This is a genomic window from Rheinheimera maricola, from assembly GCF_016918075.2.
In the GTDB taxonomy this organism is placed as follows: Bacteria; Pseudomonadota; Gammaproteobacteria; order Enterobacterales; family Alteromonadaceae; genus Alishewanella; species Alishewanella maricola_A.
In genome coordinates this window covers 329,052-354,077 of record NZ_JAERPS020000003.1, presented here as the reverse complement: position 1 = coordinate 354,077, position 25,026 = coordinate 329,052, and the positions used below count along the sequence as shown (strand labels likewise).

Sequence of the window (25,026 nt, the reverse complement as noted above, 5' to 3'; positions counted from 1 at the left end):
AGGAACGAGACCGTGTCAATGAAACACATCCTACTGTTGCTTTTATTGTTATGCCCGCTCTCGTCTTACGCTTATAACCAGCAATCTGTATATGATTTTGATATTAAGCATTGGGGCAGTGACGACGGTTTGTCGAGCAATTCTGTCCGTGCCATTAGTCAGGATACACAGGGCTATATCTGGCTGGCAACCTTATATGGTTTAAACCGGTTTGATGGTGTGCAATTTGAACACTTTACCTCTGAGACACATCGTCATCTTGCCAGCAATAGTGTGACCCGTTTGTTACATGACAGCCAGGGATACATGTGGGTAGGCACTAAGTCTGGTCTGTCTGGAGTGGACCCCCAAACATTACAGTTCGACCGCTTTCAGATCCTTGCTGAAGTTACATCCATAATTGAAGTTCGTGCCGGAGAAGTGTGGGTAGCCGCTGATCATTTGTACCGGGTGGTTCAGGGCAAAGTTAGCCGGGTAGAGCAAGTACTCGGCCAGGTTAGTCAACTGGAGCAAATAGGTGAGTATATTTGGATCAGTGGCGCTGAACAGCTATACAGAATGGACTTGGATGGTAATGTTAAGAGTTTCCGCCTACCGGTTGAACTGATACAAACCCCGATTTATGACCTGTATTGGTCTGAGGATAACCTGCACCTGGCTGGGGAATCAGGGTTTTATCATCTAGATGAATCTGGTTCGGTACAAAAATGTCAGCTACCCGATCAGAATAACACAGCCGTTTATAAGCTATTAAAAGACAGCAGAGGTAATAGCTGGATTTCGGCGCATCGCAAGTTGTTTCATCGTCACCGTGGCCAACAATGGCAACAAATTACCGGTGACGAGCTGGGGAGCTATCCCTGGTTTAGCGACATTTTTGAAGATCGCGAGAAAAATGTTTGGCTGGCCAGTTTCAGCGATGGTATTTATCGTGCGTCAGTGGGTAATATTCGCCGGGTGATACCTTATCTGGCTGATCCCGTTGTGCGTAGTGTTGCAGTAACGCCTGATGGCGCGTTGCTGGTGGCAGGTCAATCGGATATCGGTGAAATGAATGCCGATGGCAGTTATCGCAGCCTGATTAACAGTGGGCAAATGGGGGCGGGCACTGTTCACGATGTTTATTGGCCCGATAGCGAAAATATGTGGTTGGCAACCGATAAGGGAGTATTGAGTTACAACCGTAAAACGGCCAAATTAGACAATCCTTTTAGTAGCCTGGAAGGTTTTACCGTAAGAGTATTGCAGCCTGATGCTGCAGAAGGACTCTGGGTTGGCGGTGTGATGGGGTTGTTTCATTACCGCGATAAGGTGTTAACGCCTTTTGCCCTCAATGCTGAGCTGGAATCACGACATATTACGGTGCTACAACATACTGCAGATAATCTGGTGTTTGGCACCACCAGAGGGCTATATCAATATCAGCAACAACGATTAAGCCGGCTCGGCGTGGGTACGCCACTTTACAACAGTTATATTACCGCGATGCAGCTATTGCCTGGTGGCGAGTTGCTGGCAAGTACCTTGGACGACGGTATTTTTATCCGTAACGCCAACAATAGTTGGTTTCAATTACATGCTGCCAATGGCTTGCCACACAGCCCGGTAGTTAGCATGACATTCGATGTTGCATCAGACTATGTGTGGATCAGTACGCATAAAGGTATCTTCAGATTAAAGGCGTCACAGTTAAGTGCGGATGCGTCGAGTCAATTGCGGATAGAAGAGGTTTTAGGCCCCTATGACCGACAGTTGGGCACCGTGCCTGGGCGCTGTTGCAATGGTGCCGGCCATGCCAAAGTGGTGTTTTGGCAAGATCAATACTGGTACCCAACACTAAAAGGCTTGGTTGCAGTGCCTCAAGCATTAGATTTACAAGCGGATAGCCTGCTACTGCCAGTTATAAAGCAGGTACAGGCAGATAAGCCTTACATCATCAGCGCAGGGCAACAGCGACTGGTATTGGAGCTAGATGAGCGTAACGTTACTGTCCATTATTCAGCGTTAGAGTTTATTAAACCCGCAGCAGTGCAGTTTCGCTATCAGTTAATCGGATTTGAGCATCAGTGGCATTATGTTGGTGAGCGGCGAGAAGCTATCTACACCAATCTTGAACCAGGACGCTTTACGTTCCGCTTGCAAGCACGGATGGAAAACCAACCCTGGACCGATGCGCAAACCCAGCAGCTGGACTTGGTAGTACCAAAGCGTTTTGATGAGACTTTGCTCTATCGAGGCTTGTGGTTGGTTCTGGCGTTATTTTGTTTATATGGCTTGGTATGGCTATTACGCCGCAACACAGCGCATCAACAACAACAGCTGGAACGACTGGTGAGCCAACGTACTCAGGAGCTGGAAAATAGTAATGTGAAGCTCAATGAACTGAATGAACAGCTGGTTCTTCTGACACACAAAGATAGTTTAACCGGGTTACGAAACCGTCGTTTTATGTTCGAGCAGTTGCCTAAAGATATTGAGCATTTTCAACGCAACCGTGAGTCGATGATTAGTCAAGGCAAGTGTGTTGCCCTGATCCATCTGGATTTAGACAACTTTAAACAGGTGAATGACCAATTTGGTAACAGCGCAGGTGACAGCTGCATTCAGCAGGTTGCGGGTATTTTGATCCGCGAAACACGCGGTTCAGATTACGTGGTACGTTTTGCCGGTGAAGAGTTTGTTTTGGTTTTACGGGACATTCAGTTGGAGCTGGTAGCACAGTTTAGCCAGCGTTTGCATGATCTGATTGGCAAGACCGTTTTTAATTTACCGAATGGGCACCGAACCCGGCTGACCTGCTCTGTTGGCTACGCCGTGTATCCACTGGAGCTTTTGGGGGGACAGTTAATTAACTGGGAAATATCGTTGCAGCTGGCGGAAATGGCTTTGTACCAGGTCAAACATGTTGGAAAAAATGCGGTGGCTACCATACATTTCGATCAACAGGTTGATGCCTTTGAGTTTGAAGATTCCTCGCATATTGAAGCGCAGGTAGAGCGGCTTATTGCTGCAGGCCTGGCGCATTTTGAATTTAACAAAACGACTGACTAGATAAAAAAACCGCCTTCAGGCGGTTTTTTGTGTTACCTCAGCTCAGACGCTGCAAGCTGGCGAGTATGCCATCGCTGTCCAAACCAAGCTCGGTATAAATCTCCTGCTGGCTACCGTGTTTTATAAAATGATCAGGTAAGCCCAGATTATGACATTTCACTGCCAACGCTTTGCTGGCAACAAATTCATTCACGGCTGACCCGGCGCCGCCCATAATGGCGTTATCTTCCACTGTAACAAATTGCTGGTGGTTCTGAGCCAGTCGGCTAAGCAAGGTTTCATCCAGCGGTTTGACAAAACGCATATCAACCAGGGTGGCATTTAACTGCTCTGCGGCGTGCATGCAAGCACTTAGCAAGGGGCCAAAGGCCAGTATTGCCAGACCCTCGCCTTCGCGTATTACCCGGGCTTTAGCCAGAGGCAGCAGTTGCATCTGTGCTTCAGCTGCAGTGCCACTGCCAACACCACGGGGATATCGCACCGCTGCTGGGCCCTTATATTGATAGCCGGTGTACAACATCTGCCTGCACTCATTTTCATCAGATGGCACCATAATTAGCATATTTGGAATACAACGCAAAAAGCTGATATCAAAAGCGCCCTGGTGGGTCGGTCCATCGGCGCCAACTACACCAGCCCTATCTATAGCAAACAGCACGTCCAGATTTTGCAGCGCTACATCGTGGATAAGTTGGTCATAGCCGCGTTGTAAAAAACTGGAATATATTGCTACGACAGGCTTTAAGCCCTCAATGGCCATACCCGCTGCCAGTGTTACAGCATGTTGTTCGGCAATAGCAACGTCGAAGTAGCGTTTAGGGTAGGTTTTAGAAAAACGCACCAAGTCTGAACCTTCACGCATTGCGGGCGTAATGGCCTGCAAACGTTCGTCTTCGGCCGCCATATCACAAATCCAGTGACCAAAAATATTAGAAAAACTGGGTAAACTGGCTTTCTTGGCCGGTTGCTTGCTGTCGTCTGGATTAAACTTAGCTACGGCATGATAGCCAATTGGGTCGGCTTCTGCCGGCGCGTAGCCTTTGCCTTTCTTGGTTACAATATGCAGTAACTGTGGGCCTTTAAGATTACGCATATTACGAATGGTATCCACCAATCCTAATACGTCATGGCCGTCAATAGGCCCAATATAGTTAAAACCCAATTCTTCAAAGAAGGTACCAGGTGTCACCATGCCTTTAAAATGCTCTTCAGCACGACTTGCTAATTCATGCAGCGGCGGTACGCCACTTAATATTTTTTTGCCACCCTCGCGCAAGCTGGTGTAAAAGCTACCGGACAAAATTCGGGCAAAATACCGGTTTAGTGCGCCGACATTTTCTGAAATCGACATTTCGTTGTCGTTTAATATAACCAGCATGTCTGGCCGCACTTCACCGGCATGGTTTAAAGCTTCAAATGCCATACCTGCGGTAATAGCACCATCACCAATTACCGCCACAACTTTACGGTTGTTACGCGCTTGCTGAGCTGCAATAGCCATACCTAAAGCGGCGCTAATTGAGGTGCTGGAATGGCCCACCGAAAGCACATCGTATTCACTCTCTTCGCGATAAGGAAAAGGGTGTAAGCCGTCTTTTTGCCGAATAGTATGCATGCGCTCAGCGCGCCCGGTAAGAATTTTATGTGGGTAAGCTTGATGACCAACATCCCAAATCACTCTATCAAAAGGGGTGTTGTACACATAATGCAATGCTACCGTAAGCTCTACCGTGCCAAGCCCAGAGGCAAAGTGTCCACTACTTTGGCTTACACTTTGTAATAAGTAGCCACGCAGCTCATCACTGAGGGCGGGCAGTTTATCTTGTGCCAGCTGACGCAGCTGCTCGGGGTAATTAGCCTTGGCTAATAACGGGTAATCGTTAATATCTAACGCCATAATTGATGCCTGTGTTAAAACCTGCGTTCGATAATGTAATGCGCAAAAGCGCTTAACTCATCAGTGTTATACGGTAAACCAGCTAAAGCGTTCAATGCTTCTTGGTGCAATTGTTTTGCTTTGGCCTTAGCGTTATCCAATCCCAACAGGGCCGGATAAGTTGATTTGTTGGCCTTGGTATCTGAACCCTGAGGTTTACCCAAGGTGATGGTGTCGCTTTCTATGTCGAGAATATCATCCTGCACCTGAAATGCCAGACCTAATGCACGAGCAAAACCAAGCAATGCCTTCAGTTCTGCCGGCACTCGGTTGGGGCTACACAACCAAGCTAGGTGTACTGCATTTTCAATTAATGCGCCGGTTTTCAAACGGTGCATCTGTTCTAGCTGTTCTAAGCTGGTTGACTGGTTGGTTTGTGCCAGGTCAATGGCTTGGCCACCACACATGCCTGCGTAGCCAGCTGCGCTGGCAAAGGTTTGTAGCATTGCAACTAATTCTGGCGCTTGCACTTGCTGATAGGGGTGACTGGCAAGAATGTCAAACGCCAGCGCTTGTAACGCATCACCGGCAAGAATGGCCGTGGCTTCATCAAAGGCTTTATGACAAGTGGGTTTGCCGCGGCGAATATCATCGTTGTCCATAGCGGGTAAGTCGTCATGAATTAACGAGTAGCTATGTAGAGCTTCCAGCGCAGCGGCTGGGCCATCTAAATCATGCAAGTTGGCACCCAACAGCGTTCCACAACTGTACACCAAAAACGGCCGCACTCGCTTCCCGCCTAGCAGCAAGCTGTATGACATCGCTTCAAGCAGCCGCGGATCGGTTTGTCGTTGTCGGGCTAAAAGCAAATGCAAATGTTGCTCTACCCGCTGTTGATACTGCGTTAGCTTGGCTGGCTGCAACTTAGTCTTCCTGCTCGGGTGCAAACGGCAGCAAACTTTCCTGCTGCTGATGTTGCATCAATAGCTGGACTTTCTGCTCCGCAGATTGCAGCATTTGCTGGCTTTGCCGAGCCAGGGTGATACCGCGTTCAAACTGCTGCAACGACTGATCTAGTGACAGTTCACCGTGCTCCAGCTGCTGCACTATCTGCTCAAGCTCAGTTAGGCTTTGCTCAAACTGGCTTAAATCAGTTTTCTTCTTGCTCATACACCCCCCACAAAAGTGTGCGCAAAGTTACCTTAGCAGGCTATTATGGTCAATCAGAAAGCGGATGTGAAAGGCTAAATTGATAATTTTACGCAATTTATACTTAATCATTCGGCGCTTTTGTCGATAAACAACTATCGTCTAAGATAAACTGGCGCAGGCCGTTAATATAGCAGTGGTTCAGTTAAGGAGAAAACAGTGGATTTAGCTACCCTCGTTGGTATGTTAGGCGCAATTGGCTTTATTATAATGGCCATGGTTTTAGGCAGTAGTGGCAACGTCGGCATGTTTATGGACACCGTGTCGGTGCTTATTGTGTTTGCTGGTTCTATCTTCGTGGTCATTTCCAAGTTTACGCTTAGTCAGTTTTTTAGCTCTGGTAAAGCTGCCGCTAAAGCCTTTATGTTTAAAATTGAAGCGCCAGAAGAGCTAATTGAAAAAGCGGTGCAATTGGCCGACTCTGCCAGAAAAGGTGGCTTTTTGGCGCTGGAAGAAGCCGAAATTCCCAATGCGTTTATGCAAAAGGGCGTCAATATGTTGGTAGATGGCCATGATGCGGATGTTGTGCGGGCCACGTTACAAAAAGATATAAGCCTTACTGAGAAGCGCCACGAAAATGGCATTGCCATTTTTAAGAGCCTGGGCGATGTGGCACCTGCCATGGGTATGATTGGTACACTGGTTGGTTTAGTGGCAATGCTGTCAAACATGGATGACCCCAAGGCGATAGGACCAGCTATGGCTGTAGCATTACTAACAACGCTCTACGGCGCTTTTATTGCCAACGTTATTGCTATTCCGCTGGCAGACAAGCTGGCGATCCGTAACCAACAGGAAAAGCAAAATAATCAGCTGATTCTTGACGCCATTCTTGGTATTCAGGATGGACAGAACCCTAAAGTCATTGAAGGCATATTGCGTAATTATTTAGCGCAAGGCAAACGCGAACCGGTTGCAGCGGAGTAATGTATGACTGATGAAGCCGAAGAGTGTAAATGCCCACCCCCAGGGTTACCTGCATATATGGGCACCTTTGCTGACTTGATGGCATTGTTAATGTGCTTTTTTGTGCTGTTATTAGCGTTTTCTGAGATGGATGTGCTGAAATTTAAACAGATTGCCGGCTCAATGAAGTTTGCTTTTGGGGTACAAAACAAAATAGAAGTTGAGGACATCCCCAAGGGGACCAGCGTTATTGCTATGGAGTTTCGTCCCGGCAGGCCAGACCCAACACCGATAGAAACACTGCAGCAGCAAACAATCGAAATTACCCAGCAAGTTATTGAGTTTCAGGCCGGCGAAGAAGACTCCGCAGGTGGGCGGCAAGAGCAACAGGAAGATTTAAGTGGTGGGCAGTCAGTCAGCAATGCTGAAGAGGTAATGGATGGTGAAGCTGCAGCAGCTGAAGCAGAAGCGCAGGCGCAGCAAGAACAAAGTAATGAAAATGTAAAAAAACTAGCCGAACAGTTGGAAAGGCAAATTGTTGACGGCGCTATTGAGTTGGAGTCATTGGGACAACAAATTATTATCCGTATTCGTGAGAATGGCGCATTTGCGTCTGGCTCTTCGTTTTTGCAGCCACGCTTTAAACCGATAATCCAGCGCATAGGTGTTTTACTGAACGACGTACCTGGCGAAATTACTGTTACCGGTCATACCGATGATATTCAGGTCTCTGATGAGTTACACAGCAACAACTGGGATTTATCGGCAAAACGGGCGGTATCTGTGGCAACGGAAATGGTTAAAGCAGATGACTTTGACCGCAAACGTTTGGTTGTCGTTGGCCACGCTGATACCAAGCCTTTAGTGCCTAATGATACCGATTTAAATCGTCGGCGTAACAGACGGGTCGAAATTTCAATTATGCAAGGCAAAGCCAAAGAATCCGAACCTATCAGCCTTGAGGCGCCAGCGCAGTGACCGGAGCATAAAGGGCGAAATGGCGCCGATATTAATACTCCCTCTGTTAAAACCATAGAGACCGTTTTGGCTATAAAGCGGTCGGTATTTTTGGGCAATAATTTGTTTTTACATACTCAATCATTGTAATTAGCAACTCCCCAACTGTACCCACTTCTTTATGCAGCGAGTGATCATCATCCACCAGTACCAACTTAGCCTGATATTGCTTTGCCCAATGGACCGCATTGTTTACCGGCACCACCTCGTCATGCCAACCATGTACTGCGGCGATGCGGCTTGCTAAAGGCGCGGGGTAAGGCTCTGGGTAATCCTCAAGGCCAAATGCCGGAGCCATTAACAGTAATGCATCGGGCTTAAGTGTGCGGCTGGCCACAGTACTAACATACCCGCCCATACTGGAGCCGACTAAAATTAGGCCGTTATGCACATGTAACTATGTCTCAAGCAGCAGTTGTACCCGTAAAGTCGGGTTCATGGTACGGGTGTAATCCACGCTTAAGGTTTTAGCTCCGGCGCTGTGAGCAATATCACGCAGCGTGTTAATTTTACGGCCATTAGGGCCAGTTTCTTTACCGTGACTAAAAACGACTAAAGGTTGTGATGCTGGCATGTGTTTTAAAACCTGATTTTGTTACTAACCTAGTACGAACCGCCTCGTTAAGCTGGCAGAGAAAAAGCGTTGTATGCTAAATACCATAACGTTATTTGCTTGTTTCTTACCACTAATTTTTTTTGATAATATTTTTTCAGCTCATTTGCGAAAACGCGTTTTAAATACGTGTATTGCAAAACGCTACTTTTTTTGTAACTGTTCGTAATTAATTATGAGTAAAAACAGATAGCTTAGTCGGATTACAGCTTAATTTTTCAAGTAGAGGAAGGCATGACTGATAAAGAACTTCAGGTACCGGATATTCCACCACAAATGAAAAGGGGGCAACAACCGCTCGTTATACTGTTGCTTGCAGTGATTGCATTGCTACTCGTTGGTGTTATTGCTTTGTTTGTTTATCAGCAAAACCAGAATCAGCAATTTCAACGCATGCAAACAGCAACTGCCTATTTCGATAAGTTAGAACAAGAGGGAAAAGTAGCGGCTGAGCAAGAACGCTTAAAAGCAGAATTGGCTCGTGCTGAAGCGGCCAGAGTAGAGACTGCCAGACAAGTTGCAGCTCAGCAAAATGCCTACAACCCATGCAAACATGTTTATGTGGGTAAAGTGGCTCAAACGACGGGATGGTTAAAGCTTGATTACACCGTGATGGGGTTTTCCCCCTCATCAGGCAAGGCATCTATTCGTTATAAGCACGACGGGAATATGAGTGAAATCTCTTGTTCGCAAATTCCTGATTAATGGGATCTAGAATGAAAAAACTATTGATATTATCTGCACTTGTATTAACCGCTTGCTCTCCTGCACCAACTGTCGTTTTGCGCATAGACTGCGGTGAATATAACAACAAAGATCTGCAAGTCACCATTAATAATGAAGTAGCAGGAACATGCCCTTTAGATACCATGATTCGTCATGGTGAAACAGTTATTAGTGCCCGCAAGGATAGCGAGGATGCCAGTTATCTTTATAGCGAAGTGATTGAGAAGTTTGCTGAAAACGCGATGAAGCGTATTAAGCTAGAGTTTAAAACTATCTACCCAGAACTGTATTACTATAAAAAAGCCACTGATATGAGAGGATTTGAGGTATATCTACAGCACTACCCGAATGGAGAATACTCTGCCGAAATACAAAGGAAGCTTGCTCCTCTTGTTGAGGAAAAACGGTTGCAGGAAGAAAAAGCAAGGCTTGCCGTTGTTGCCGCTCAGGAAAAAAGAAAAAAAGAGTTATTAAATGCCGGCTTTATTGATAACAATGATGGCACTTTAACAGCAGTAGCCACCAACCTAATCTGGCAGCGTTGCAGTATAGGCCAGAACTGGAATGGTTCAACCTGCACAGGTAATGCAAAGACTCTTAATTGGTATGATGCTAGAGCACTTGCCAAAGATGAATGGCGTTTACCTACATTAGATGAGTTGGAATCACTTGTATTTTGTTCCAGTGGCGAGCGAGAACCCTCTAGCCGCCCAGGCGGTAGTTTTGTCAGAAATACAGATGGAGATTGTTTAGGTGATTATGCCCGCCCTACCATTCATCCAATTGCTTTTCCAAATACTCCAGCAGAGCGGTTCTGGTCATCTTCGATTTATGCCGACAATAGGAGAGGAGCTTGGGACATCCAATTTAACGCAGGTAATGTTGGTTACGGTGAAAAAGATTACCTGCGCTTCTATGCGCGATTGGTTCGTGACACTGAAGAAAAAAGGCAAGCAGATGAAAAGCTATTACAAAAGGCTGGCTTTGTTGTTCACAATGACGGCTCAGTGACTGATGCAGCAACTAAGCTAATTTGGCAGCGTTGTAGTGTTGGTCAGCGCTGGACTGGTAAAACCTGCACTGGTGAAGCCGCCAAGTTCAAGTGGAATGATGCTATGCAGCAGGCTAAAGATGGCTGGCGACTGCCCACAATAGATGAGTTGGATACGCTGGTTTTTTGCAGTAGCGGGCAGCGCAAACCCTCCTCCCGCCCCGGTGGTAAATATGTAAGCGAAACGAACGGATACTGTGAGGGTAACTATGTAGAACCAACCATTAACCAAACGGCTTTTCCAAATGCAGCACCTGAAGGGTACTGGTCGTCTTCTCCAGAACTCAACGGTCTAAATGTGCTTCGTGTTCGTTTCAACTATGGCGATGCTGGTATTACCAGTGAGGATAGCCACCTTAGAGTCCGATTGGTGCGCGCCAGTCAGTGACTTGGGCTGCGCAGCGGCATTTGGCCGATGTTGGGGTTAACTAAGGCACATAATGATGAAAGCAAAACCGGCTGCTGCCTTCAAACATGTTTATGTGGGTAAAGTGGCTAAGATGACGGGGTGGTTAAAACTTGATTACACCGTGATGGGGTTTTCACCCTCATCAGGCAAGGCATCTATTCGTTATAGGCACGACGGGAATTTGAGTGAAATCTCTTGTTCGCAAATTCCTGATTAATGGGATCTAGAATGAAAAAACTATTGATATTATCTGCACTTGTATTAACCGCTTGCTCTCCTGCACCAACTGTCGTTTTGCGCATAGACTGCGGTGAATATAACAACAAAGATCTGCAAGTCACCATTAATAATGAAGTAGCAGGAACATGCCCTTTAGATACCATGATTCGTCATGGTGAAACAGTTATTAGTGCCCGCAAGGATAGCGAGGATGCCAGTTATCTTTATAGCGAAGTGACTGAGAGGCTTGCTGAAAATGCGATGAAGAGAATTAAGCTGGAGTTTAAAACTGTATATCCAGAGCCTTATTACTTTATTAAAGCCACTGATATCAGCGGTATTAATCGCTATCTAGCTGAATTTCCAGAAGGTAAAAATGCGCCTAAACTTCTAGAAAAGCTTGAGAATATTTATTATGAAAATGCAAAAGATGTTGCGGGTATCGATAATTATTTAACTAAATTCCCAGAGGGGAAATATGCAACTGAGTTACGTGAGCAGCTAGAGAGCATATTTTTCTTAAAAGCCTCAGACATAAAAGGCGCTCAAGCATATCTGAGTAGGTATCCAACGGGTAAAAATGCAGCTGAAATAAATAGAAAACTTGCACAACTTGTGGAGGAAAGGCGTGTTGCTGATGAAAAGAATAGAGCGGCAGCGAGAGAAAAAATTCGCAAAGAAATGCTAGCTGCCGGATTTATCGATAATTTTGATGGAACAGTTACACAGGTTTCAACTGGTTTACGATGGATGCGTTGTGGCGTTGGTCAAAATTGGACAGGCTCTAGTTGCTCAGGAAGATTGGCTTCATATAGCTGGTATAGTGCACAGAAACTTGGTGATGATGGTTGGCGTTTGCCGACGGCTCGTGAGCTTTTTACATTAGTTCACTGTAGTACTAAAGAGTTATCAAGCTATAGCAGAGATGTTGGTGACGGCATGCCTGCCATAAAACACGGCTGTTCGGGTAAATATAAAAAACCCACTATAAGTATACTAGCTTTTCCTAATACACCAGCAGATTCATATTGGACTTCAACTATGAGCACTGGTGGTAGTCTATATTGTAGTGAGTTTGCATTGATCATACGTTTTGATAATGGATCAATTGATACACATTGTAGAAAAACTGGCAATCATGTTCGTTTAGTACGCAATGATAACAGCAAAACCTGATGCTTCTTTTAAAGTATTCGCCATACTGTCGCTGCTTATTAGTGCGGTTTGGTGTTTACCAAAAGCCCATGCCGCAGAAATACTTCCAGCAAACACCCCACCCACCGCAGTGCCCTTGCCTGCGGTGGGTGGCTGTGTAAAGGCAGCATTTAACAACCCCGGCTCACCCAAATGGCCGCTGCCCTTGTATTTGTGCCATTTCAGCGCCGCAGAGTTTAATGCCCTAAAAGTCCAGCCTGCGCTGGATAATGGCTGGCTACCGAATAATGATAGTTATCAGGGTTTGGCAGATAACTTATTGGATTCTCACTTACCGTCTATCGCCTTAGCGCACGGACAGCGCTGGTACCGCCAGTTTGCCGATAACAGCGAAGCAACTAGTGCAGTGGTGCAGCTAACTGAGTTAATCTCACCCTATTTTGGTTGCGAGCTGCAGCTAACCGATACCGGTTTTACCGACTCTTGTGTTAGTGCCCGCTGGGATAAGCTGGGCCGGTTATTAGCGCCTGTGTCTAATTTGCCCAACCAAGCTTTGCGGCAGTTTCCTTTCAGGCTAGATAACGGCAAGGTGGTATTGGGCGAAGCCGATGCCAGGCTAAGCTGGCAGTTGCACGCCTTTGAACCCAATTTACAAGATGCCACCGTGCCGCTTTTAGACCGCATAGGTAAAGGTTTGTTTTGGGGGAAGGTTGACGAGGTTGCCGCACTTTGGCCGCTGCTAAGCGAACAGGGCGAGTTAACCCAAAGCGAGCAAGCTCGGCTGTATATTATGGCGGTGTCGAAACAGCAAGCCGCCGCAGTGCGCTTTTTGCAGGCGCAGGGGCTAAACCCGCAAGCTACTAATGAATATGGCGACAGTGCGCTAAGTATTGCAAAAATGCTGCAAAGCGAGGCGATGCTGCAATTGCTTAGCGAGTTTGAAGCCAACTCCACTAATAGCCCGGCAAAATAACAGGCGCTGTAACTAGCAAAGCAATAAGGCGGCTAATTGAAGTTCACCAAAGAAGATATTTATGCTCAGCTGGGGCTGCTGATTATTTTGGCCATGAGCCTCTTCGCACTGCTGATTATTTACCATCACTACCGCGTTGATTTTAAATGGGCGCAACCCGTAAATGATGTTGAGCTTAACGCCGGTCAGGTAAGGTATTGGCAGTACGATACGCTGCATAGTGTCAAGCAACTTTCCGAAACCTCTTGTCGGCCTTCACGGCGCTTAAGTGAATTGGAACAAGGCCGTTACGTGAGCGTTAGTCGGGTAGATGAAACCTGGGCGCTGGTGCAAAAGGAAACCACGCTCTATCTTGTCCAGCGCTTTCCATCAACCAATATTCCTTATGGCGCACCATTACAACGGTTTTTAGATACCTTTATTGAACCTGAAGACGCCAAATACTTAGTCAAACCCATAACGCCACAGCAGAGTATTTGGCTGGAGCAGCAGCTTGTTGAATATCCAGAGTTAAGCGTGCAGCAGGATTGGGTGCTGCAGGCGTTAGAATATCCGCGCACCACAGTGCTACTTAGTGTGCCGTTTATCTTACTGGCCAGTTTTGGCCTGGCGCTAACACTGGCTTATTACACTTGCCGGTTTATTCAATTTATAAAGTGGCTTGCTGGTAGGCAAAGCCATGATGAAAACTCAAAACGCATACTCAGTTGCCAGCAACAACCCAAGCCTATAGTGATTGTCGCCACGCTGCTGCTGTTGGGGTATTTACTCTTGCTGCAACTGGGCTAGTTTAAACGTCAGCTTTGGTTAACCATCGAATCGCATCCTGCTCCAGCTGTTGCAAAAGCTGCTGCACATTTTCTCTGTTATAGGGTTGCACTTTTTTAGCCGCATCTAATTTTTGCCATATCGCCTGATAAGGCCGCACAATAATGCGCTTGGCAAAAGCATCTGGTTGCTCCGCCGTTAGGGCTAACAACGCTTGCTCTAAAGCATGCAGTAACCGGACGCTCTCAACAGGAATAGCGATATCCAGCTGCCATTTAGCCGGGCTATCCGTCAGGTACAGTCCATCGGCAGCAAAGCGTTCAATATCTACCTGCGTTTGGTTAATAAGCCGCACCCACACCGGCAACTGGAACTTACTAAAGGTAAGCAGGGTGCTGTAGCGGTTAAGTATTTCGCTGTGCTCCAGGGTAAAATCTTCAGCAAGTAAGCAAGTTGTAATGCTCCCGGTATCACATAGCTGCCAAACACGGATCAGGTGAATGGCAGTGGATTGGGTTTCATCGAAAAGTGTAGGCAAGAGTACTTCCTACCTTAAAGTTGCTCTAGCTCAACTAACGCTCTTTTGCTAAGGCGGTGATGCTCACTAAAAAGTGCAACAAATTGCTCTCTTGCTTCAGTGATGTATATTTGTGCATCTGTTTTTTTGCCGATAGCTTTTAATGTCAGACCGAACTCAAGTTTATAAAGCCCGAGTTGCCAATTCTTTTTATTCACCACACCATCGTATACCTTAAGTAGTTCCGTGTACTCTGCGAGACTCTCGTCGTGTTTTTCCATTCTTCTGAGTAACACACCGGAGGTATTTAAGATGTCCAGATACAACCTGCTTTGTTTATTGCCGGTTCGCTCTATGGCGGTTTTGGCTTCATTTACCAGCATGGAAGCTTCATCATATTGGTTCTTATCTATTAATAGTCTGGCTAATTTAACCTGAGAGCTTAGGGTGACGGAGTGTGTTTCACCTCTGAGTGTCTTCATCTGCGACAACGCATGCCGATAATGCTTCTCTGCTTCGTCAAGTTGGCCCGAGGCATAAAGCGCTGCTCCCAAGCTGTCGTGCCAAAGTGCTACAGAGTTGTGGGCTTCGCCAAGCACGGGTGTGCCATCTTCAAGGTTTTTTCTAAACAAGGTAATTGAACGATCTGACTCGTCTAATTCGTGAAGTAGCGTCGCAAAATTGGCTCTGTTTAATAAAGTGTTGATATGTTTATTTCCGAGCACTTTCTCTAGCGCTGCCTGATTCTCTTCGAAAAGTGTTTTAGCGTATTCAGACTTGCCATTCCTATGGTTAAAAGCAGCGTAGTTAATCGTTACGGTTAGATACAGTGGGTTTTCTTCGCCAAACTGAGCCTTGTATTCACTTCTAACTAAACCCAAATAAACCAGCGCTTTTTCTGTCTCACCGGTTTGGTAGTAAAGTGTGGACAGGTTATTGTAAAAGTTAAGTTTAAAGGGAGAGTTGGTTTTCTCGCTATAATGTAAGCCTTCTTCAAGCACCTTCTCAGCGTCTTTCAACTCGCCAAGAGCTGTTAAGATCAAGCCATAAATATTTAAAGACTGCAAAATGTCGGTGTCGTCTTTGGCTAAACTTGCACGCTGCTTTAACAGTGTTTGTTCTATCAGCGCTTTCGCATCTTCGTTTTTTCTTTGTCCGTAAAACACCTCCGCAAGGTAAGCTTGGCTATTTAATGTTTTACGATGGTTTTCACCCAATGCTGTGGATTGAATGTTTATTACTTTTTTGAAGGTTGTATTGGCTGCTTCATGCAAACTTAGTTCATTTAGGGTAATAGCGGTAGAATGTAGTAACGACGCTTGTGTATCTGGTTCTGCAGCAAATTGTTCGTTAATGGCGCTAATTGACTTATCAAAAATAGTGTTTTTAATTAACTCAAGGCCAATGTCCGTAAAGTTGATTTGCTGAAGCAATGTCAGCTCGGTTACTTGATTGTCTGCTGAAGTGGCTTTCTCAATAGCTTGCGTAGTCAGCTGCGATAAATATTGGCCCATTTCTTTTGGGTTAATAGATTTGAGTTGAGAAGATTGGAAGGTCACAACCTTTTCAAGTTCTTGAGCCTTTTGCTCTGCCATTGTCTTCGCCTGTTCGGCAATGTCGCGCTGTGTGGTCGCTTCAATGATGCCCAAGGTTGTTCCAGTAATGCCAGCGCAAACTGATAAAACGGCAACTATCATCAGTGCGCTAATTGCAGGCTGGCGGCTGATAAACTTTCTCACTTTGTAAAGTCTGGTGTTTAACGCTAACGAAATTGGTTTGTTTTCTGTTATTGCAATTAAGTCTGCTTGTAAGTCTCGCATAGACAGGTAACGGCTAGCTGAAAACGTAGCTAGGGCTTTGCCAATAATCATATTTAGTTCAAGTGTTTGTAGCTTATTTTGATAAGCTTTCAGTGCTAAAGCATCCTGCAATACTTTGCCAACACTATATACATCCGACAATGTAGTCAGTGGCTCGCCGCTTAATTGTTCCGGGCTGGCATAGTGGTGCGACAGGGCTTTTACATAATGCTGTACATAGGCGGGGGCTTGCTCGCTTTGCTGTTGAAGCCGTGCAATACCAAAGTCAATCAGCTTGGGCTTGCCGTGCTCATCTACCAGAATATTTTCCGGCTTTAAGTCGGCATGAATAATCTGGTGGGTATGGGCGTAATGTAGTGCATCACACAATTCAATAAAGAGTCTCACCAAGGTTTTTACGGGCGGCTTGGTGTTCTCAAGCCAACGATTCAGCGGTTGGCCTTCAATGTATTCCATTACTATATAGTGCGCTTGCTGGCCCTGATGCTCGGTAATGCCGGCATCAAACACTTTGGTAATACCAGGGTGGTTAAGCTTGGCGGCAACATTAGCTTCGGCAAAGGCCTGGCTGTTGGGGGTAACCGGGTAAATTAACGGGTTTAATACTTTTATGGCCACTTGTTGTTCAAACTGGCCATCCTGGCGGCTGGCTAAATACACGGTACTCATACCGCCGTGGGCAATAATGCTATCTAGCTGCCAGTAACCAAGCTGCTTGCCGGTTAGCTCACTGCTGATGTCCAGCTGTTGTAAGCGGCTGGCGGCATGACGAATGTCGTCGGCTAAATGCAGAGTATGGTTAGTATCAGCCAATAAGGCTTTTAACTTGTCGGCCAGCAGGGCAGATTTTTCTGCCAGGGCGTCAATAAAACGCTGCTGTGCGTTTGCATCAGGCAGGGCGGCGGCATCTAAATAGAGTTGAAATAAGTTCATCGTAAGGCTTCTTTTTATTGTTTTACTATCAAGCGCTGAGCAGTTCAGCTTTAACGGCGGTGCGGATAAAGTTTAGGTAGTTGTCTACCGTGCGTGGTGATATCTGCTGCACTTTGGCGATGTCATCACGGTTAAGCTTGCCAAAATAGTACAGTAAGGCAGCTTGAGTCTGCTCAGGGTAGCTTAGCTGTAATTCGGTAAGTACTTTATCTAGTTGCAGTAGTTTCATATCTAACGCCGCAGCGGGTTCGACCTCATCTTGCTGCTGGCGTTTCTCAGCCTGCTGTTTGCGCACTAAGTCCACTATTACGCAGCGGCACACCTGGCTTAGCTGCCTAAGTAGCGCCCGCTCGTCGTCGGTAATTAACGCCACTTTGTTTTGCTGCAGTTTTAAATACACCTCATGCACCAGGGCGGTGGTGTTGTGCCAGTCTAAATCGGCATCGCATACTACCGCTTTGTGGCTTTGTGCCAGTTGCTTTACCAAAAAGTAAATGTCGGGCGAGTTAAATAAGTTAGCAGCATTTTCAGAAGTAAAAGAGGCACTTGTAACAGCAGGCATGCAGAAATCCATTAAGTTAACCTAGCCTTAATTTATTATTTTTCTGCGGTAGGTCAACAAATTTTTGCGCTTAAGGCCTGATAAGAAAATATTTTTTCTCAGGTTTTGCGAAAACCTGGCGCAAATACGTGGCTATACCAAATTGGAAGGTTTGGGCAGACTCAACCGGACCAATATGCCATGGTAGTCAAGTATTAAGGTGATAAAGATGGAGGAGTTAGTATTTTGGAGCTGGTTTTTTTGGGTTGTTTTTGCGTTGCTGCTACCTGAGATCTTGGTTCCATTATCAATTTGGGCACTTACTGGTGGAGGTGCTTCTGATTGGATAATAATTCTTCTGCTTGGTGCTGCAGGTGGTTTCCTTCGTTATGGTTGGATGATTCCTAAATTGAGTGAAAAAGCTTGAAAAAGGCTTTGTTAAAACAGGAGGCAATAACGTCTGAAGCGAAATTTTCATGACAGGTTTATGTAAAATTTTTTAAGTATTTTTTATAGGTAATTTTTATGAATGCTAAATGTGTTATTGGATTTTTTGTTTCATTTCTAATTATATACTTTATTTTAGGCGACCTTGTTGCGGGTTGGATGTTTGGTATTTTAATGGAAAAAAATGTTGTCGGAGGCCTTATGATGATGTTTAAGCCAGACAGGATCAATGTTGTCGATGCATGTGATGCTAATATGGGATGGTGTATGGTTGTTTTATGGCGAGATTACTCTTTCATTGTTTCAATTGCACTTTCGCTTATGATTGCATCAAATTTTTGGGATTCTCGTGAAGGTAAGTCAGATAGTGTCGGTAATGGTTCTAACGGAGAGTAATTTAGTGGGATTCAATATTAGCCCTAAAAACTAATGTAGATCACGAATAGCCTAGCCTATGGCTGTAATATTATTGCTTACTGGCTGTGGTGGAGCCCCAAACAAATTGCCTGAATTTAATGGAGTTTATGCTCGTTACTCAGATGGCACTTTGATCAAGCTGGATGGGGTTGAAAATCACACTTCGGCCTGGCTTGATTTTGAAGGCAGTATAAGTTTTAGTACGGCAGCTCAAGCCAATAGCAATTTACGCTTGTATGTTATGCAAAAACAAAAATAACTCTCGATGAAAAAAGGCTTAATGCTTTTATTCTGATAGGAGGGGAATCAAAGCAATATGGTTTCCCTAAATGGTTGATCCGTTACTTTGTCAGTACAAAAGATCTGCAAGGTAATCCCTTCAATAAAACGGGATCGGGAACGAAAGAGTCAATGTTCATTACAAGTAATACCTGTGGTACAGCTGATGGCATGTTGTACAACGAGCCGGTACCTGGTACTTATGTGTTTCAATTTCCAGTGGAAGAAAAAGAAGGCTACAAATTTTGTTATCTGCTTAGCGGTAAAGCGTTCCATCATAGCTGTACTCTAAGCACGTCAATCTGGGAAGTAAAATCCAGCATTGTAGATTTTTTTGGTATCTGGCACGACGGGCTCTTCCATACGTATCATATCAAATAAGTAGGTAGCACGCTTTAAACAGGCCTGACACTCAGACCGGTTTGGTGTTATCCAGCGTTTTGTTGAGCAACGTTGCGATAAGTTCAGACTAGGTAATTACGCCTACTAGTTGCTGTTGATCATTTAATACCGGTATATCGTGTCTTGGCAGGGTAGCGCAAAGCCCAGGCTTGTCATGGGAGTTATTAACACAGTTGAAAGTTTACTTGGTTCGTTGGGAGAAAAGGCAACACAGGGGCGTGTTGGTTCCTGCTATTGGATGTCAGTAGGTATAAACTTCGAACTACTTTTTAAAAGCTCTGCCTGATTGCCCAAATTAGGTCTTGGACTAAAGTTCCGCTATAATCTGCGCCAGTTTTTTTCCTGCTTATGAATGCTGCTGCCTGATGATTGAGTTTTTGATTAAATTACACCCTGAAATTGCGATTAAAAGTAAGTCGGTGCGAAAGCGCCAGACGTTGCTGTTAGAGCGCAACCTGAAAACGATTTTGTTGCAAGTTGATAGTAATGTCGAAGTGTGTAACAACTTTGATCACCTTACTGTGCGCTGCGACAGTAGTGGGGATGCATCGAGCCAGGAAGCCGTGCGCCAACGCTTAATCGAACGGCTGGAATGTATTCCGGGCGTTGTTGCTTTTGCCGAAATGCAATCCAGTAGTTTTAGCGACTTGCACGACATTTTTCAGCAGGTACTAGCGGTGTACGCACCACAGCTGGAAAACAAAACCTTTAGTGTTCGGGTGCGACGCACCGGCAACCATGAATTCAGCTCAATTGAAGCTGAGCGGTATATAGGTGGTGGTTTAAATCAGCATGTTGCCAGTGCTAAGGTGAAGCTTAAGAAACCTGATTTGGTTGTTACACTGGAAATTAAAAAAGACTTGTTGATCATGGTGCGCAGAATGCACCAGGGCATGGGCGGCTTTCCGCTGCCGTCACAGTCTGATGTATTGTCATTGATCTCCGGTGGCTATGACTCTGCGGTAGCAAGCTACCTGATGATCCGCAAAGGCTTGCGCACTCACTACCTGTTTTTTAACCTGGGCGGTGCCGCGCACGAAGCGGGCGTACGTGAAATGGCGTTTCTTGTCTGGCAAAAATACAGCTCGTCGCACAAAGTAAAATTTGTCAGTGTTAACTTTGCTCCGGTAGTAGAGCAGATTTTAAATACCATTGATAACGGCTTAATGGGCGTAGTGCTAAAGCGTATGATGATGCGTGCTGCCAGTGAAGTAGCAGAAAGCCTTGGGATTAAGGCGATAGTCACCGGTGAGAGTATAGGCCAGGTATCCAGCCAAACCATTGCTAATTTAAATGTGATAGACCGCGTTACTGAAACATTAATCTTGCGGCCATTGATCTATCAGGACAAGCAAGAAATTATCAATATGGCGATTAAAATTGGCGCTGACGAAATTGCTAAAAGCATGCCGGAATATTGCGGCGTTATTTCAAAAAAGCCAACGGTTAATGCGGTATTAGCCGAGGTATTGGCGAACGAACAACAGTTTGATTTCAGTGTTTTGCAACAGGCAGTGCAAACGGCGAAAGTGCTGGACATTCGCACCGTGGATTATCAGGCTGAGCAACAGGCTCATGTTATCAGTGAGCTGGCACAGCTGCCAGCAGACGCCATAGTGCTGGATATCAGAGGTCCGGAAGAAACCGATAGCAAACCGTTGACTGTCGACGGGCATCAGGTAATTGAATTGCCATTTTTCCGCTTGGCATCTCAATTTGTCGGATTGGACCAGAGCAAACAATATTACTGTTATTGTGATCGTGGCGTAATGAGCCGCTTGCAAGCTGTGGTTTTACAAGAGCAAGGTTTTACTAACGTAGCGGTTTACCGGCCGTAAGGCCGGTTTTCAAGCTCAAGCACTTGCTGCAATAGGTTTTCATTGTGTGGCACCGTTATACCGTAGTGTCTGGCTTGTTGAACGATAAAGCCGTTAATTGCGTTTATTTCGGTGCGCCGTTGATGCACGATATCTTGCTGCATCGAGGAATAATTTTCTGCCGTGTTGCGGATAACCTGCCTAACGTTCTGCTGTATCTGTGTTGGCTCTAATACGACACCCTCTGCGCTGGCAATCTGACACACTTCTAGTACTAAAGCGTCAAGCAACGGCTGAAATCTTGCTTCAGCCAGAGCCCCATTTGAGCAGTTATGAATTGCAGTTAGTGGATTTATCACGGCATTTACCGCTAGCTTTTGCCACAAAAATGGCTCGATGTTTTCAGTTGTTATAACCGGGCCAAGCGCGTCATCCATCGCCCGGTGCACCACAGAACTTTGCTGTTTGGCTGCCGTATTTAATGGCGCTAATACACTTTGTCCGTTGCCGGTATGGAATAGATTTACACCTTGTTTTAATGCACCATGGGTGGTGGTTAAAAACCACAGCCCTTGATCAGGCTGCAACAACGGTAAGATCTGGCTAATAGTTCCCATACCGTTGTGGCTTATTACCAGCTGCGCGTTCGACGTTAAAAAAGGTAACAAACCTTTTATAGCATCAATAACGGCATAGCTTTTTACCGGAATAAGTACCGCATTAAGTGGGGTAACCGCTGGCGTGAAGCGAAATTGCTGGCCCTTGAATTGGCTATATACGGCGAGTGGCTGTCTTAACCATAGACCAATTGGATAGTTGGCCAGTGTCAAACGGCAGGCGGCTAAGAGTCCAATGGCGCCTTTGCCAACAATGGTCCAGCTTAGCGCTGACTGCGAGGACGGAATTTGTGCCATACGGCTCTTAGCAGATAAAAACTGACTACGCCGCCGATGTCGGCGAGTAAATCCCACCAATCACCATTGCGGCGGGTAAAATTATGTTGCGCCAGCTCAATAGCCCCACCGTAGCTGCCTAGTAACAAAAACGCTAATGCAGGGCGCAGCTTAAAACCTTTCCACAACAATAATGTTAGGATGGCAAAAATACCGAAATGCGCTACTTTATCCAGGTGAGCAATGCCGTGACCTATTCTGTAGCCGCTAAGTTCAGCAAGGAAACCCGCAGTAGCGAGCAAAAAACACAGCAAACAGACAAAGCGATAAAAACCCTGCGACACAGCCAGCCCCTAAAAACATAAGTCGCTCGGATTGTAGCAGTTTTCTGGTTATAATCACCAGCAGACATAACGGCTTAAGTACAGGAGACTCTAAATGCCCTCGTTCGATATCGTATCAGAAGTTGATCAGCAGGAAGTGCTGAATGCGGTGGAAAACGCCAACCGTGAATTAACGACCCGCTTTGATTTTCGTGGCGTAAATGCGGAATTCACTTTAAAAGAAAAACTTATAACCATGCAGGCAGAAGCTGAGTTTCAACTGCAGCAAATGCTGGAAATTTTCCTTGCAAAGGCAGTGAAGCGTAGCCTGGATGTGCGTTCTTTTAAAGAGGGCGATGTGGTGCATTCCGGCAAAACGTACAGCCAGAGTCTGAGCCTGCTGCAAGGTATAGAAACCGATATGGCAAAAAAGCTGGTAAAGCTGATTAAAGACAACAAACTAAAGGTACAAGCTGCGATACAGGGAGATCAGGTGCGCGTTACCGGTAAAAAGCGAGATGACTTGCAAGAAGCCATGGCGTTGGTGCGCGGTAGCGAGCTGGAGCAGGCATTTCAGTTCACAAATTTTCGTGACTAAACATTTAGTATTAATTTAGCCATCTGGATATCTATTGACTTTTACGTTTCAACGGCTACACTGCACGCGGCTCCGTCAGGGAGCCGCTTTTTCTGGTGCTGCAGTTAACTGCAGGTAAACGGGAATCTGGTGTAAAACCAGAGCTGCCCCCGCAACGGTAAACAACTGAGCTGCATTCATGGCCACTGTCGCAAGATGGGAAGGCGAGTGCAGGCGCAAGCAGGTTGTCAGCCCGGAGACCGGCCCGAAAAATTCCACTACTGTTCAAATGTGCGGTGGGCACATTTTCGGAGTTCTCATGTTTAAACCTAGTTTCGGGGCGATGCTTGTCGCTACCTGTATTGTCTCAGCATATGCTGAGGATATCGAACACATTAGTATTTACGCCAATCGCAGTGCCTCAGAACAACAGCATGTGCTTGCCAGTATCACCGTGCTGGAGCGTGAAGACATTGTTGCGCGTCATGCCACCGATTTGCCTGCTTTGTTAGCACAGTTGCCCGGAATTAACCTGTCCCGCGATGGTGGCCGCGGTCAAAGCAGCGGTGTTTATATTCGCGGCGGCAATACCGGTCATACCCTGGTACTGATAGATGGTGTGCGCACAGGCTCGGCCACCTTGGGCTATAAATCACTGGCGATGTTGCCACTGGAGTTGATTGAACGCATCGAAGTGATACGTGGCCCACGGGCGGCATGGTACGGTTCAGATGCTTTAGCGGGTGTGATTGCTATCAGTACCCGCCGCGCGCAGGCCGTTGAACTAAACGCGAATATCGGCAGTTTCGGTCAGGCTGGCACAGATATCAGCCTAAGCCACAGTGCCGAACAGCTGACACTGCGCTCTACAGCAGGCGTCAGTCGCTCTGATGGTTTTAATGTACGCGAAGATTTAGATCCTGACAGCGACGGCTATGAGCAGAAGTTTTTCAAGCTGGCGGCCGATTACCAAACGGCGTTGGGCCAACTAACAGCGCAGGCTGATGTTAACTCGGGCTTGTATCAGTTTGATACCGCCTGGGGTAGTGAAGATCAGGCTGACACCTTAAGCCGTGCCTATCTACTGGGTTGGCAGCAGCAGTTCGGTCAATGGTTGCATCAGGCGCAAGTCAGCCGGAATCTGGACCGGGAAACAACGTTTGGCCCCGACTCCCGCAGCCCGTTTAACACTCGGCGTGATGAGTTTAACTATCAAACCACAACCGATCTGTCGACTAAACTGCGCCTGCTGGCAGGCATAAACTGGTATCAAGAGCAGGTGAGCAAAGCCGCTCCAGACTATGAACAGGATAGCCGCATCAACCGGGCTTTGTTTGCCGGTGCCGAATATCAACAGGATGCGCTGCAGCTGGAAGCGGTGCTGCGCCGGGATCTGATTGATCAGTATGGTGGCAACAACACCTGGCAGCTGGCGGCGGGTTATCAATTTTCACCGTATTGGTTGGTGCGTGCCAGCCGCGGCACAGCGTTTAAGGCGCCAAGTTTCAACGAACTGTATTTTCCTGGTTTTGCTAACCCTGAACTCAAGCCACAACAGTCTATGTCAGATGAGCTTGCGCTGCGTTATAAACATGCCGGCCTGAATCTTCAGTTCGCGTGGTTTGATCGCGAAGTTACCAACCTTATCCAAGGGGTAGAGCAGGCCGAAAACGTCTTACTAGCCAGTATTCGTGGTATTGAATTCAGCCTGTCGCAGCAGTGGCATCAGTTTCACAGTCAACTGGCGTACACCTGGTTGCATACACAAAATCGCAGCACGGGCTTGAAGTTAGAGCGCAGGCCAGAGCACACCTTAAATTGGCGAGGCAGTTACGACAGCGATACTTGGTCGGTCTTTGTAACCAGTGATTATCAAAGTGAGACCTATCAGGGGGCTTTTGCACCGGTTGCTAATCTGGCAGGTTTTACCTTATGGGGGCTTGGAGGGAACTATCAGATTAGCTCGGCGTTTGTGCTGCGTGTAAAACTAGATAATGTGTTTGATAAACGTTACCAGAGCAGCGCCGGTTACGCTACGGCAGGTGCAAACTTTGGTATCAGCATCAATTTCACACCACAATAGTGCT

Annotated in this window: 26 protein-coding genes and 1 riboswitch; of the genes, 16 read left to right on the top strand and 10 right to left on the bottom strand. The window is 46.3% G+C overall.

What is annotated here, in order from left to right; genetic code table 11:
• Nucleotides 1-18 precede the first annotated feature (18 nt).
• The gene (locus I4W93_RS10345; RefSeq protein ID WP_205310995.1) at nt 19-3,051 is read left to right on the top strand and encodes a ligand-binding sensor domain-containing protein; all 3,033 of its coding nucleotides are present in this window, start codon (nt 19-21) and stop codon (nt 3,049-3,051) included.
• Between the two features lie 37 nt (nt 3,052-3,088).
• On the opposite strand, the gene dxs is transcribed toward I4W93_RS10345, so the two are convergent.
• Genes dxs through xseB form a run of 3 tightly spaced genes read right to left on the bottom strand, consistent with a single transcriptional unit; the run spans nt 3,089 to nt 6,097 of the window.
• Nucleotides 3,089-4,948: a 1-deoxy-D-xylulose-5-phosphate synthase gene (dxs, locus tag I4W93_RS10340; protein ID WP_205310996.1), complete on the bottom strand. Its 1,860-nt coding sequence runs from the start codon at nt 4,946-4,948 to the stop codon at nt 3,089-3,091.
• A 14-nt stretch (nt 4,949-4,962) separates the two neighbouring features.
• The gene (gene ispA / locus I4W93_RS10335; RefSeq protein WP_205310997.1) at nt 4,963-5,850 is read right to left on the bottom strand and encodes a (2E,6E)-farnesyl diphosphate synthase; all 888 of its coding nucleotides are present in this window, start codon (nt 5,848-5,850) and stop codon (nt 4,963-4,965) included.
• Between the two features lies 1 nt (nt 5,851).
• Complete coding sequence (gene xseB, locus I4W93_RS10330; protein WP_205310998.1) at nt 5,852-6,097, bottom strand: exodeoxyribonuclease VII small subunit; 246 nt, start codon at nt 6,095-6,097, stop codon at nt 5,852-5,854.
• Nucleotides 6,098-6,295: 198 nt separating this feature from the next.
• Here xseB and pomA point away from each other — a divergent pair, with 198 nt between their 5' ends.
• Nucleotides 6,296-7,063 carry a flagellar motor protein PomA gene (pomA, locus tag I4W93_RS10325; protein ID WP_205310999.1) on the top strand — a complete coding sequence of 256 codons (768 nt, stop codon included), beginning with the start codon at nt 6,296-6,298 and terminating at the stop codon, nt 7,061-7,063.
• 3 nt (nt 7,064-7,066) lie between these two features.
• Nucleotides 7,067-8,020: a flagellar motor protein MotB gene (locus I4W93_RS10320; protein ID WP_205311000.1), complete on the top strand. Its 954-nt coding sequence runs from the start codon at nt 7,067-7,069 to the stop codon at nt 8,018-8,020.
• 70 nt (nt 8,021-8,090) lie between these two features.
• Here the strand turns inward: I4W93_RS10320 and I4W93_RS10315 are convergent, their stop codons facing one another.
• A complete protein-coding gene (locus tag I4W93_RS10315; protein ID WP_224673377.1) occupies nt 8,091-8,450 on the bottom strand; it encodes a serine aminopeptidase domain-containing protein in 360 nt (119 codons plus the stop codon).
• 6 nt (nt 8,451-8,456) lie between these two features.
• Nucleotides 8,457-8,633 (bottom strand): hypothetical protein, encoded by a 177-nt coding sequence (locus tag I4W93_RS10310; RefSeq protein WP_205311002.1) that lies wholly within the window; start codon nt 8,631-8,633, stop codon nt 8,457-8,459.
• 273 nt (nt 8,634-8,906) lie between these two features.
• On the opposite strand from I4W93_RS10310, the gene I4W93_RS10305 reads away from it, so the two are divergent.
• From I4W93_RS10305 to I4W93_RS10280, 6 genes are read left to right on the top strand one after another with little or no spacing between them, the layout of a single operon-like run.
• Entirely contained in the window at nt 8,907-9,377 is a 471-nt protein-coding gene (locus tag I4W93_RS10305; RefSeq protein WP_205311003.1) for a hypothetical protein, read from the top strand.
• A gap of 11 nt (nt 9,378-9,388) precedes the next feature.
• Nucleotides 9,389-10,837: an Lcl C-terminal domain-containing protein gene (locus I4W93_RS10300; RefSeq protein ID WP_205311004.1), complete on the top strand. Its 1,449-nt coding sequence runs from the start codon at nt 9,389-9,391 to the stop codon at nt 10,835-10,837.
• Nucleotides 10,838-10,889: 52 nt separating this feature from the next.
• A complete protein-coding gene (locus tag I4W93_RS10295; protein ID WP_205311005.1) occupies nt 10,890-11,075 on the top strand; it encodes a hypothetical protein in 186 nt (61 codons plus the stop codon).
• A gap of 11 nt (nt 11,076-11,086) precedes the next feature.
• Nucleotides 11,087-12,253: an Lcl C-terminal domain-containing protein gene (locus tag I4W93_RS10290; RefSeq protein WP_205311006.1), complete on the top strand. Its 1,167-nt coding sequence runs from the start codon at nt 11,087-11,089 to the stop codon at nt 12,251-12,253.
• Nucleotides 12,234-13,205 (top strand): hypothetical protein, encoded by a 972-nt coding sequence (locus I4W93_RS10285; protein WP_205311007.1) that lies wholly within the window; start codon nt 12,234-12,236, stop codon nt 13,203-13,205. The genes I4W93_RS10290 and I4W93_RS10285 overlap by 20 nt, the downstream gene beginning before the upstream one ends.
• 36 nt (nt 13,206-13,241) lie before the next feature.
• A complete protein-coding gene (locus I4W93_RS10280; protein WP_205311008.1) occupies nt 13,242-13,994 on the top strand; it encodes a hypothetical protein in 753 nt (250 codons plus the stop codon).
• Nucleotide 13,995: 1 nt separating this feature from the next.
• Here the strand turns inward: I4W93_RS10280 and I4W93_RS10275 are convergent, their stop codons facing one another.
• The 3 genes from I4W93_RS10275 to I4W93_RS10265 are packed head-to-tail and all read right to left on the bottom strand — an operon-like array spanning nt 13,996 to nt 17,805.
• A complete protein-coding gene (locus tag I4W93_RS10275; RefSeq protein WP_205311009.1) occupies nt 13,996-14,511 on the bottom strand; it encodes a hypothetical protein in 516 nt (171 codons plus the stop codon).
• A gap of 14 nt (nt 14,512-14,525) precedes the next feature.
• Entirely contained in the window at nt 14,526-17,243 is a 2,718-nt protein-coding gene (locus I4W93_RS10270) for a serine/threonine-protein kinase (protein ID WP_205311010.1), read from the bottom strand.
• 28 nt (nt 17,244-17,271) lie between these two features.
• Nucleotides 17,272-17,805: an ECF-type sigma factor gene (locus tag I4W93_RS10265; protein ID WP_205311011.1), complete on the bottom strand. Its 534-nt coding sequence runs from the start codon at nt 17,803-17,805 to the stop codon at nt 17,272-17,274.
• Nucleotides 17,806-18,013: 208 nt separating this feature from the next.
• Here I4W93_RS10265 and I4W93_RS10260 point away from each other — a divergent pair, with 208 nt between their 5' ends.
• The 5 genes from I4W93_RS10260 to thiI all read left to right on the top strand — a co-directional run bounded on the left by I4W93_RS10260 (nt 18,014) and on the right by thiI (nt 21,167).
• Nucleotides 18,014-18,211, top strand: coding sequence for a hypothetical protein (locus tag I4W93_RS10260; RefSeq protein ID WP_205311012.1), 198 nt, complete (start codon nt 18,014-18,016; stop codon nt 18,209-18,211).
• 98 nt (nt 18,212-18,309) lie between these two features.
• Entirely contained in the window at nt 18,310-18,627 is a 318-nt protein-coding gene (locus I4W93_RS10255; protein WP_205311013.1) for a hypothetical protein, read from the top strand.
• Nucleotides 18,628-18,685: 58 nt separating this feature from the next.
• The gene (locus tag I4W93_RS10250) at nt 18,686-18,907 is read left to right on the top strand and encodes a hypothetical protein (RefSeq protein ID WP_205311014.1); all 222 of its coding nucleotides are present in this window, start codon (nt 18,686-18,688) and stop codon (nt 18,905-18,907) included.
• Between the two features lie 152 nt (nt 18,908-19,059).
• Nucleotides 19,060-19,308, top strand: a complete 249-nt coding sequence (locus tag I4W93_RS10245; RefSeq protein ID WP_205311015.1) for a hypothetical protein — start codon at nt 19,060-19,062, stop codon at nt 19,306-19,308.
• A gap of 386 nt (nt 19,309-19,694) precedes the next feature.
• Nucleotides 19,695-21,167 carry a tRNA uracil 4-sulfurtransferase ThiI gene (thiI, locus tag I4W93_RS10240; RefSeq protein WP_205311016.1) on the top strand — a complete coding sequence of 491 codons (1,473 nt, stop codon included), beginning with the start codon at nt 19,695-19,697 and terminating at the stop codon, nt 21,165-21,167.
• On the opposite strand, the gene I4W93_RS10235 is transcribed toward thiI, so the two are convergent.
• Nucleotides 21,155-22,060 (bottom strand): ketopantoate reductase family protein, encoded by a 906-nt coding sequence (locus I4W93_RS10235; protein WP_205311017.1) that lies wholly within the window; start codon nt 22,058-22,060, stop codon nt 21,155-21,157. The genes thiI and I4W93_RS10235 overlap by 13 nt on opposite strands.
• On the bottom strand, nt 22,027-22,383 hold the full coding sequence (locus tag I4W93_RS10230) for a VanZ family protein (RefSeq protein ID WP_205311018.1): 357 nt from the start codon (nt 22,381-22,383) through the stop codon (nt 22,027-22,029). Before I4W93_RS10230 ends, I4W93_RS10235 begins: the two co-directional genes overlap by 34 nt.
• Nucleotides 22,384-22,477: 94 nt before the next feature.
• Here I4W93_RS10230 and I4W93_RS10225 point away from each other — a divergent pair, with 94 nt between their 5' ends.
• Nucleotides 22,478-22,960, top strand: coding sequence for a YajQ family cyclic di-GMP-binding protein (locus tag I4W93_RS10225; protein WP_205311019.1), 483 nt, complete (start codon nt 22,478-22,480; stop codon nt 22,958-22,960).
• 76 nt (nt 22,961-23,036) lie between these two features.
• Nucleotides 23,037-23,222: riboswitch (cobalamin riboswitch) on the top strand.
• Between the two features lie 36 nt (nt 23,223-23,258).
• Nucleotides 23,259-25,022, top strand: coding sequence for a TonB-dependent receptor domain-containing protein (locus I4W93_RS10220; RefSeq protein WP_205311020.1), 1,764 nt, complete (start codon nt 23,259-23,261; stop codon nt 25,020-25,022).
• The last annotated feature ends 4 nt before the right edge of the window (nt 25,023-25,026 follow it).

Bases quoted from the DNA above. Each gene is read 5' to 3' on its own strand.
- xseB (WP_205310998.1), bottom strand. From the start codon at position 6,097: ATGAGCAAGAAGAAAACTGATTTAAGCCAGTTTGAGCAAAGCCTAACT.
- I4W93_RS10270 (WP_205311010.1), bottom strand. From the start codon at position 17,243: ATGAACTTATTTCAACTCTATTTAGATGCCGCCGCCCTGCCTGATGCA.
- I4W93_RS10245 (WP_205311015.1), top strand. From the start codon at position 19,060: ATGTTCATTACAAGTAATACCTGTGGTACAGCTGATGGCATGTTGTAC.
- I4W93_RS10250 (WP_205311014.1), top strand. From the start codon at position 18,686: ATGGCTGTAATATTATTGCTTACTGGCTGTGGTGGAGCCCCAAACAAA.
- I4W93_RS10260 (WP_205311012.1), top strand. From the start codon at position 18,014: ATGGAGGAGTTAGTATTTTGGAGCTGGTTTTTTTGGGTTGTTTTTGCG.
- thiI (WP_205311016.1), top strand. From the start codon at position 19,695: ATGATTGAGTTTTTGATTAAATTACACCCTGAAATTGCGATTAAAAGT.
- I4W93_RS10225 (WP_205311019.1), top strand. From the start codon at position 22,478: ATGCCCTCGTTCGATATCGTATCAGAAGTTGATCAGCAGGAAGTGCTG.
- I4W93_RS10255 (WP_205311013.1), top strand. From the start codon at position 18,310: ATGAATGCTAAATGTGTTATTGGATTTTTTGTTTCATTTCTAATTATA.
- I4W93_RS10310 (WP_205311002.1), bottom strand. From the start codon at position 8,633: ATGCCAGCATCACAACCTTTAGTCGTTTTTAGTCACGGTAAAGAAACT.
- I4W93_RS10345 (WP_205310995.1), top strand. From the start codon at position 19: ATGAAACACATCCTACTGTTGCTTTTATTGTTATGCCCGCTCTCGTCT.
- I4W93_RS10295 (WP_205311005.1), top strand. From the start codon at position 10,890: ATGATGAAAGCAAAACCGGCTGCTGCCTTCAAACATGTTTATGTGGGT.
- I4W93_RS10220 (WP_205311020.1), top strand. From the start codon at position 23,259: ATGTTTAAACCTAGTTTCGGGGCGATGCTTGTCGCTACCTGTATTGTC.
- I4W93_RS10290 (WP_205311006.1), top strand. From the start codon at position 11,087: ATGAAAAAACTATTGATATTATCTGCACTTGTATTAACCGCTTGCTCT.
- I4W93_RS10305 (WP_205311003.1), top strand. From the start codon at position 8,907: ATGACTGATAAAGAACTTCAGGTACCGGATATTCCACCACAAATGAAA.
- I4W93_RS10300 (WP_205311004.1), top strand. From the start codon at position 9,389: ATGAAAAAACTATTGATATTATCTGCACTTGTATTAACCGCTTGCTCT.
- I4W93_RS10320 (WP_205311000.1), top strand. From the start codon at position 7,067: ATGACTGATGAAGCCGAAGAGTGTAAATGCCCACCCCCAGGGTTACCT.
- I4W93_RS10235 (WP_205311017.1), bottom strand. From the start codon at position 22,060: ATGGCACAAATTCCGTCCTCGCAGTCAGCGCTAAGCTGGACCATTGTT.
- I4W93_RS10265 (WP_205311011.1), bottom strand. From the start codon at position 17,805: ATGCCTGCTGTTACAAGTGCCTCTTTTACTTCTGAAAATGCTGCTAAC.
- dxs (WP_205310996.1), bottom strand. From the start codon at position 4,948: ATGGCGTTAGATATTAACGATTACCCGTTATTAGCCAAGGCTAATTAC.
- I4W93_RS10285 (WP_205311007.1), top strand. From the start codon at position 12,234: ATGATAACAGCAAAACCTGATGCTTCTTTTAAAGTATTCGCCATACTG.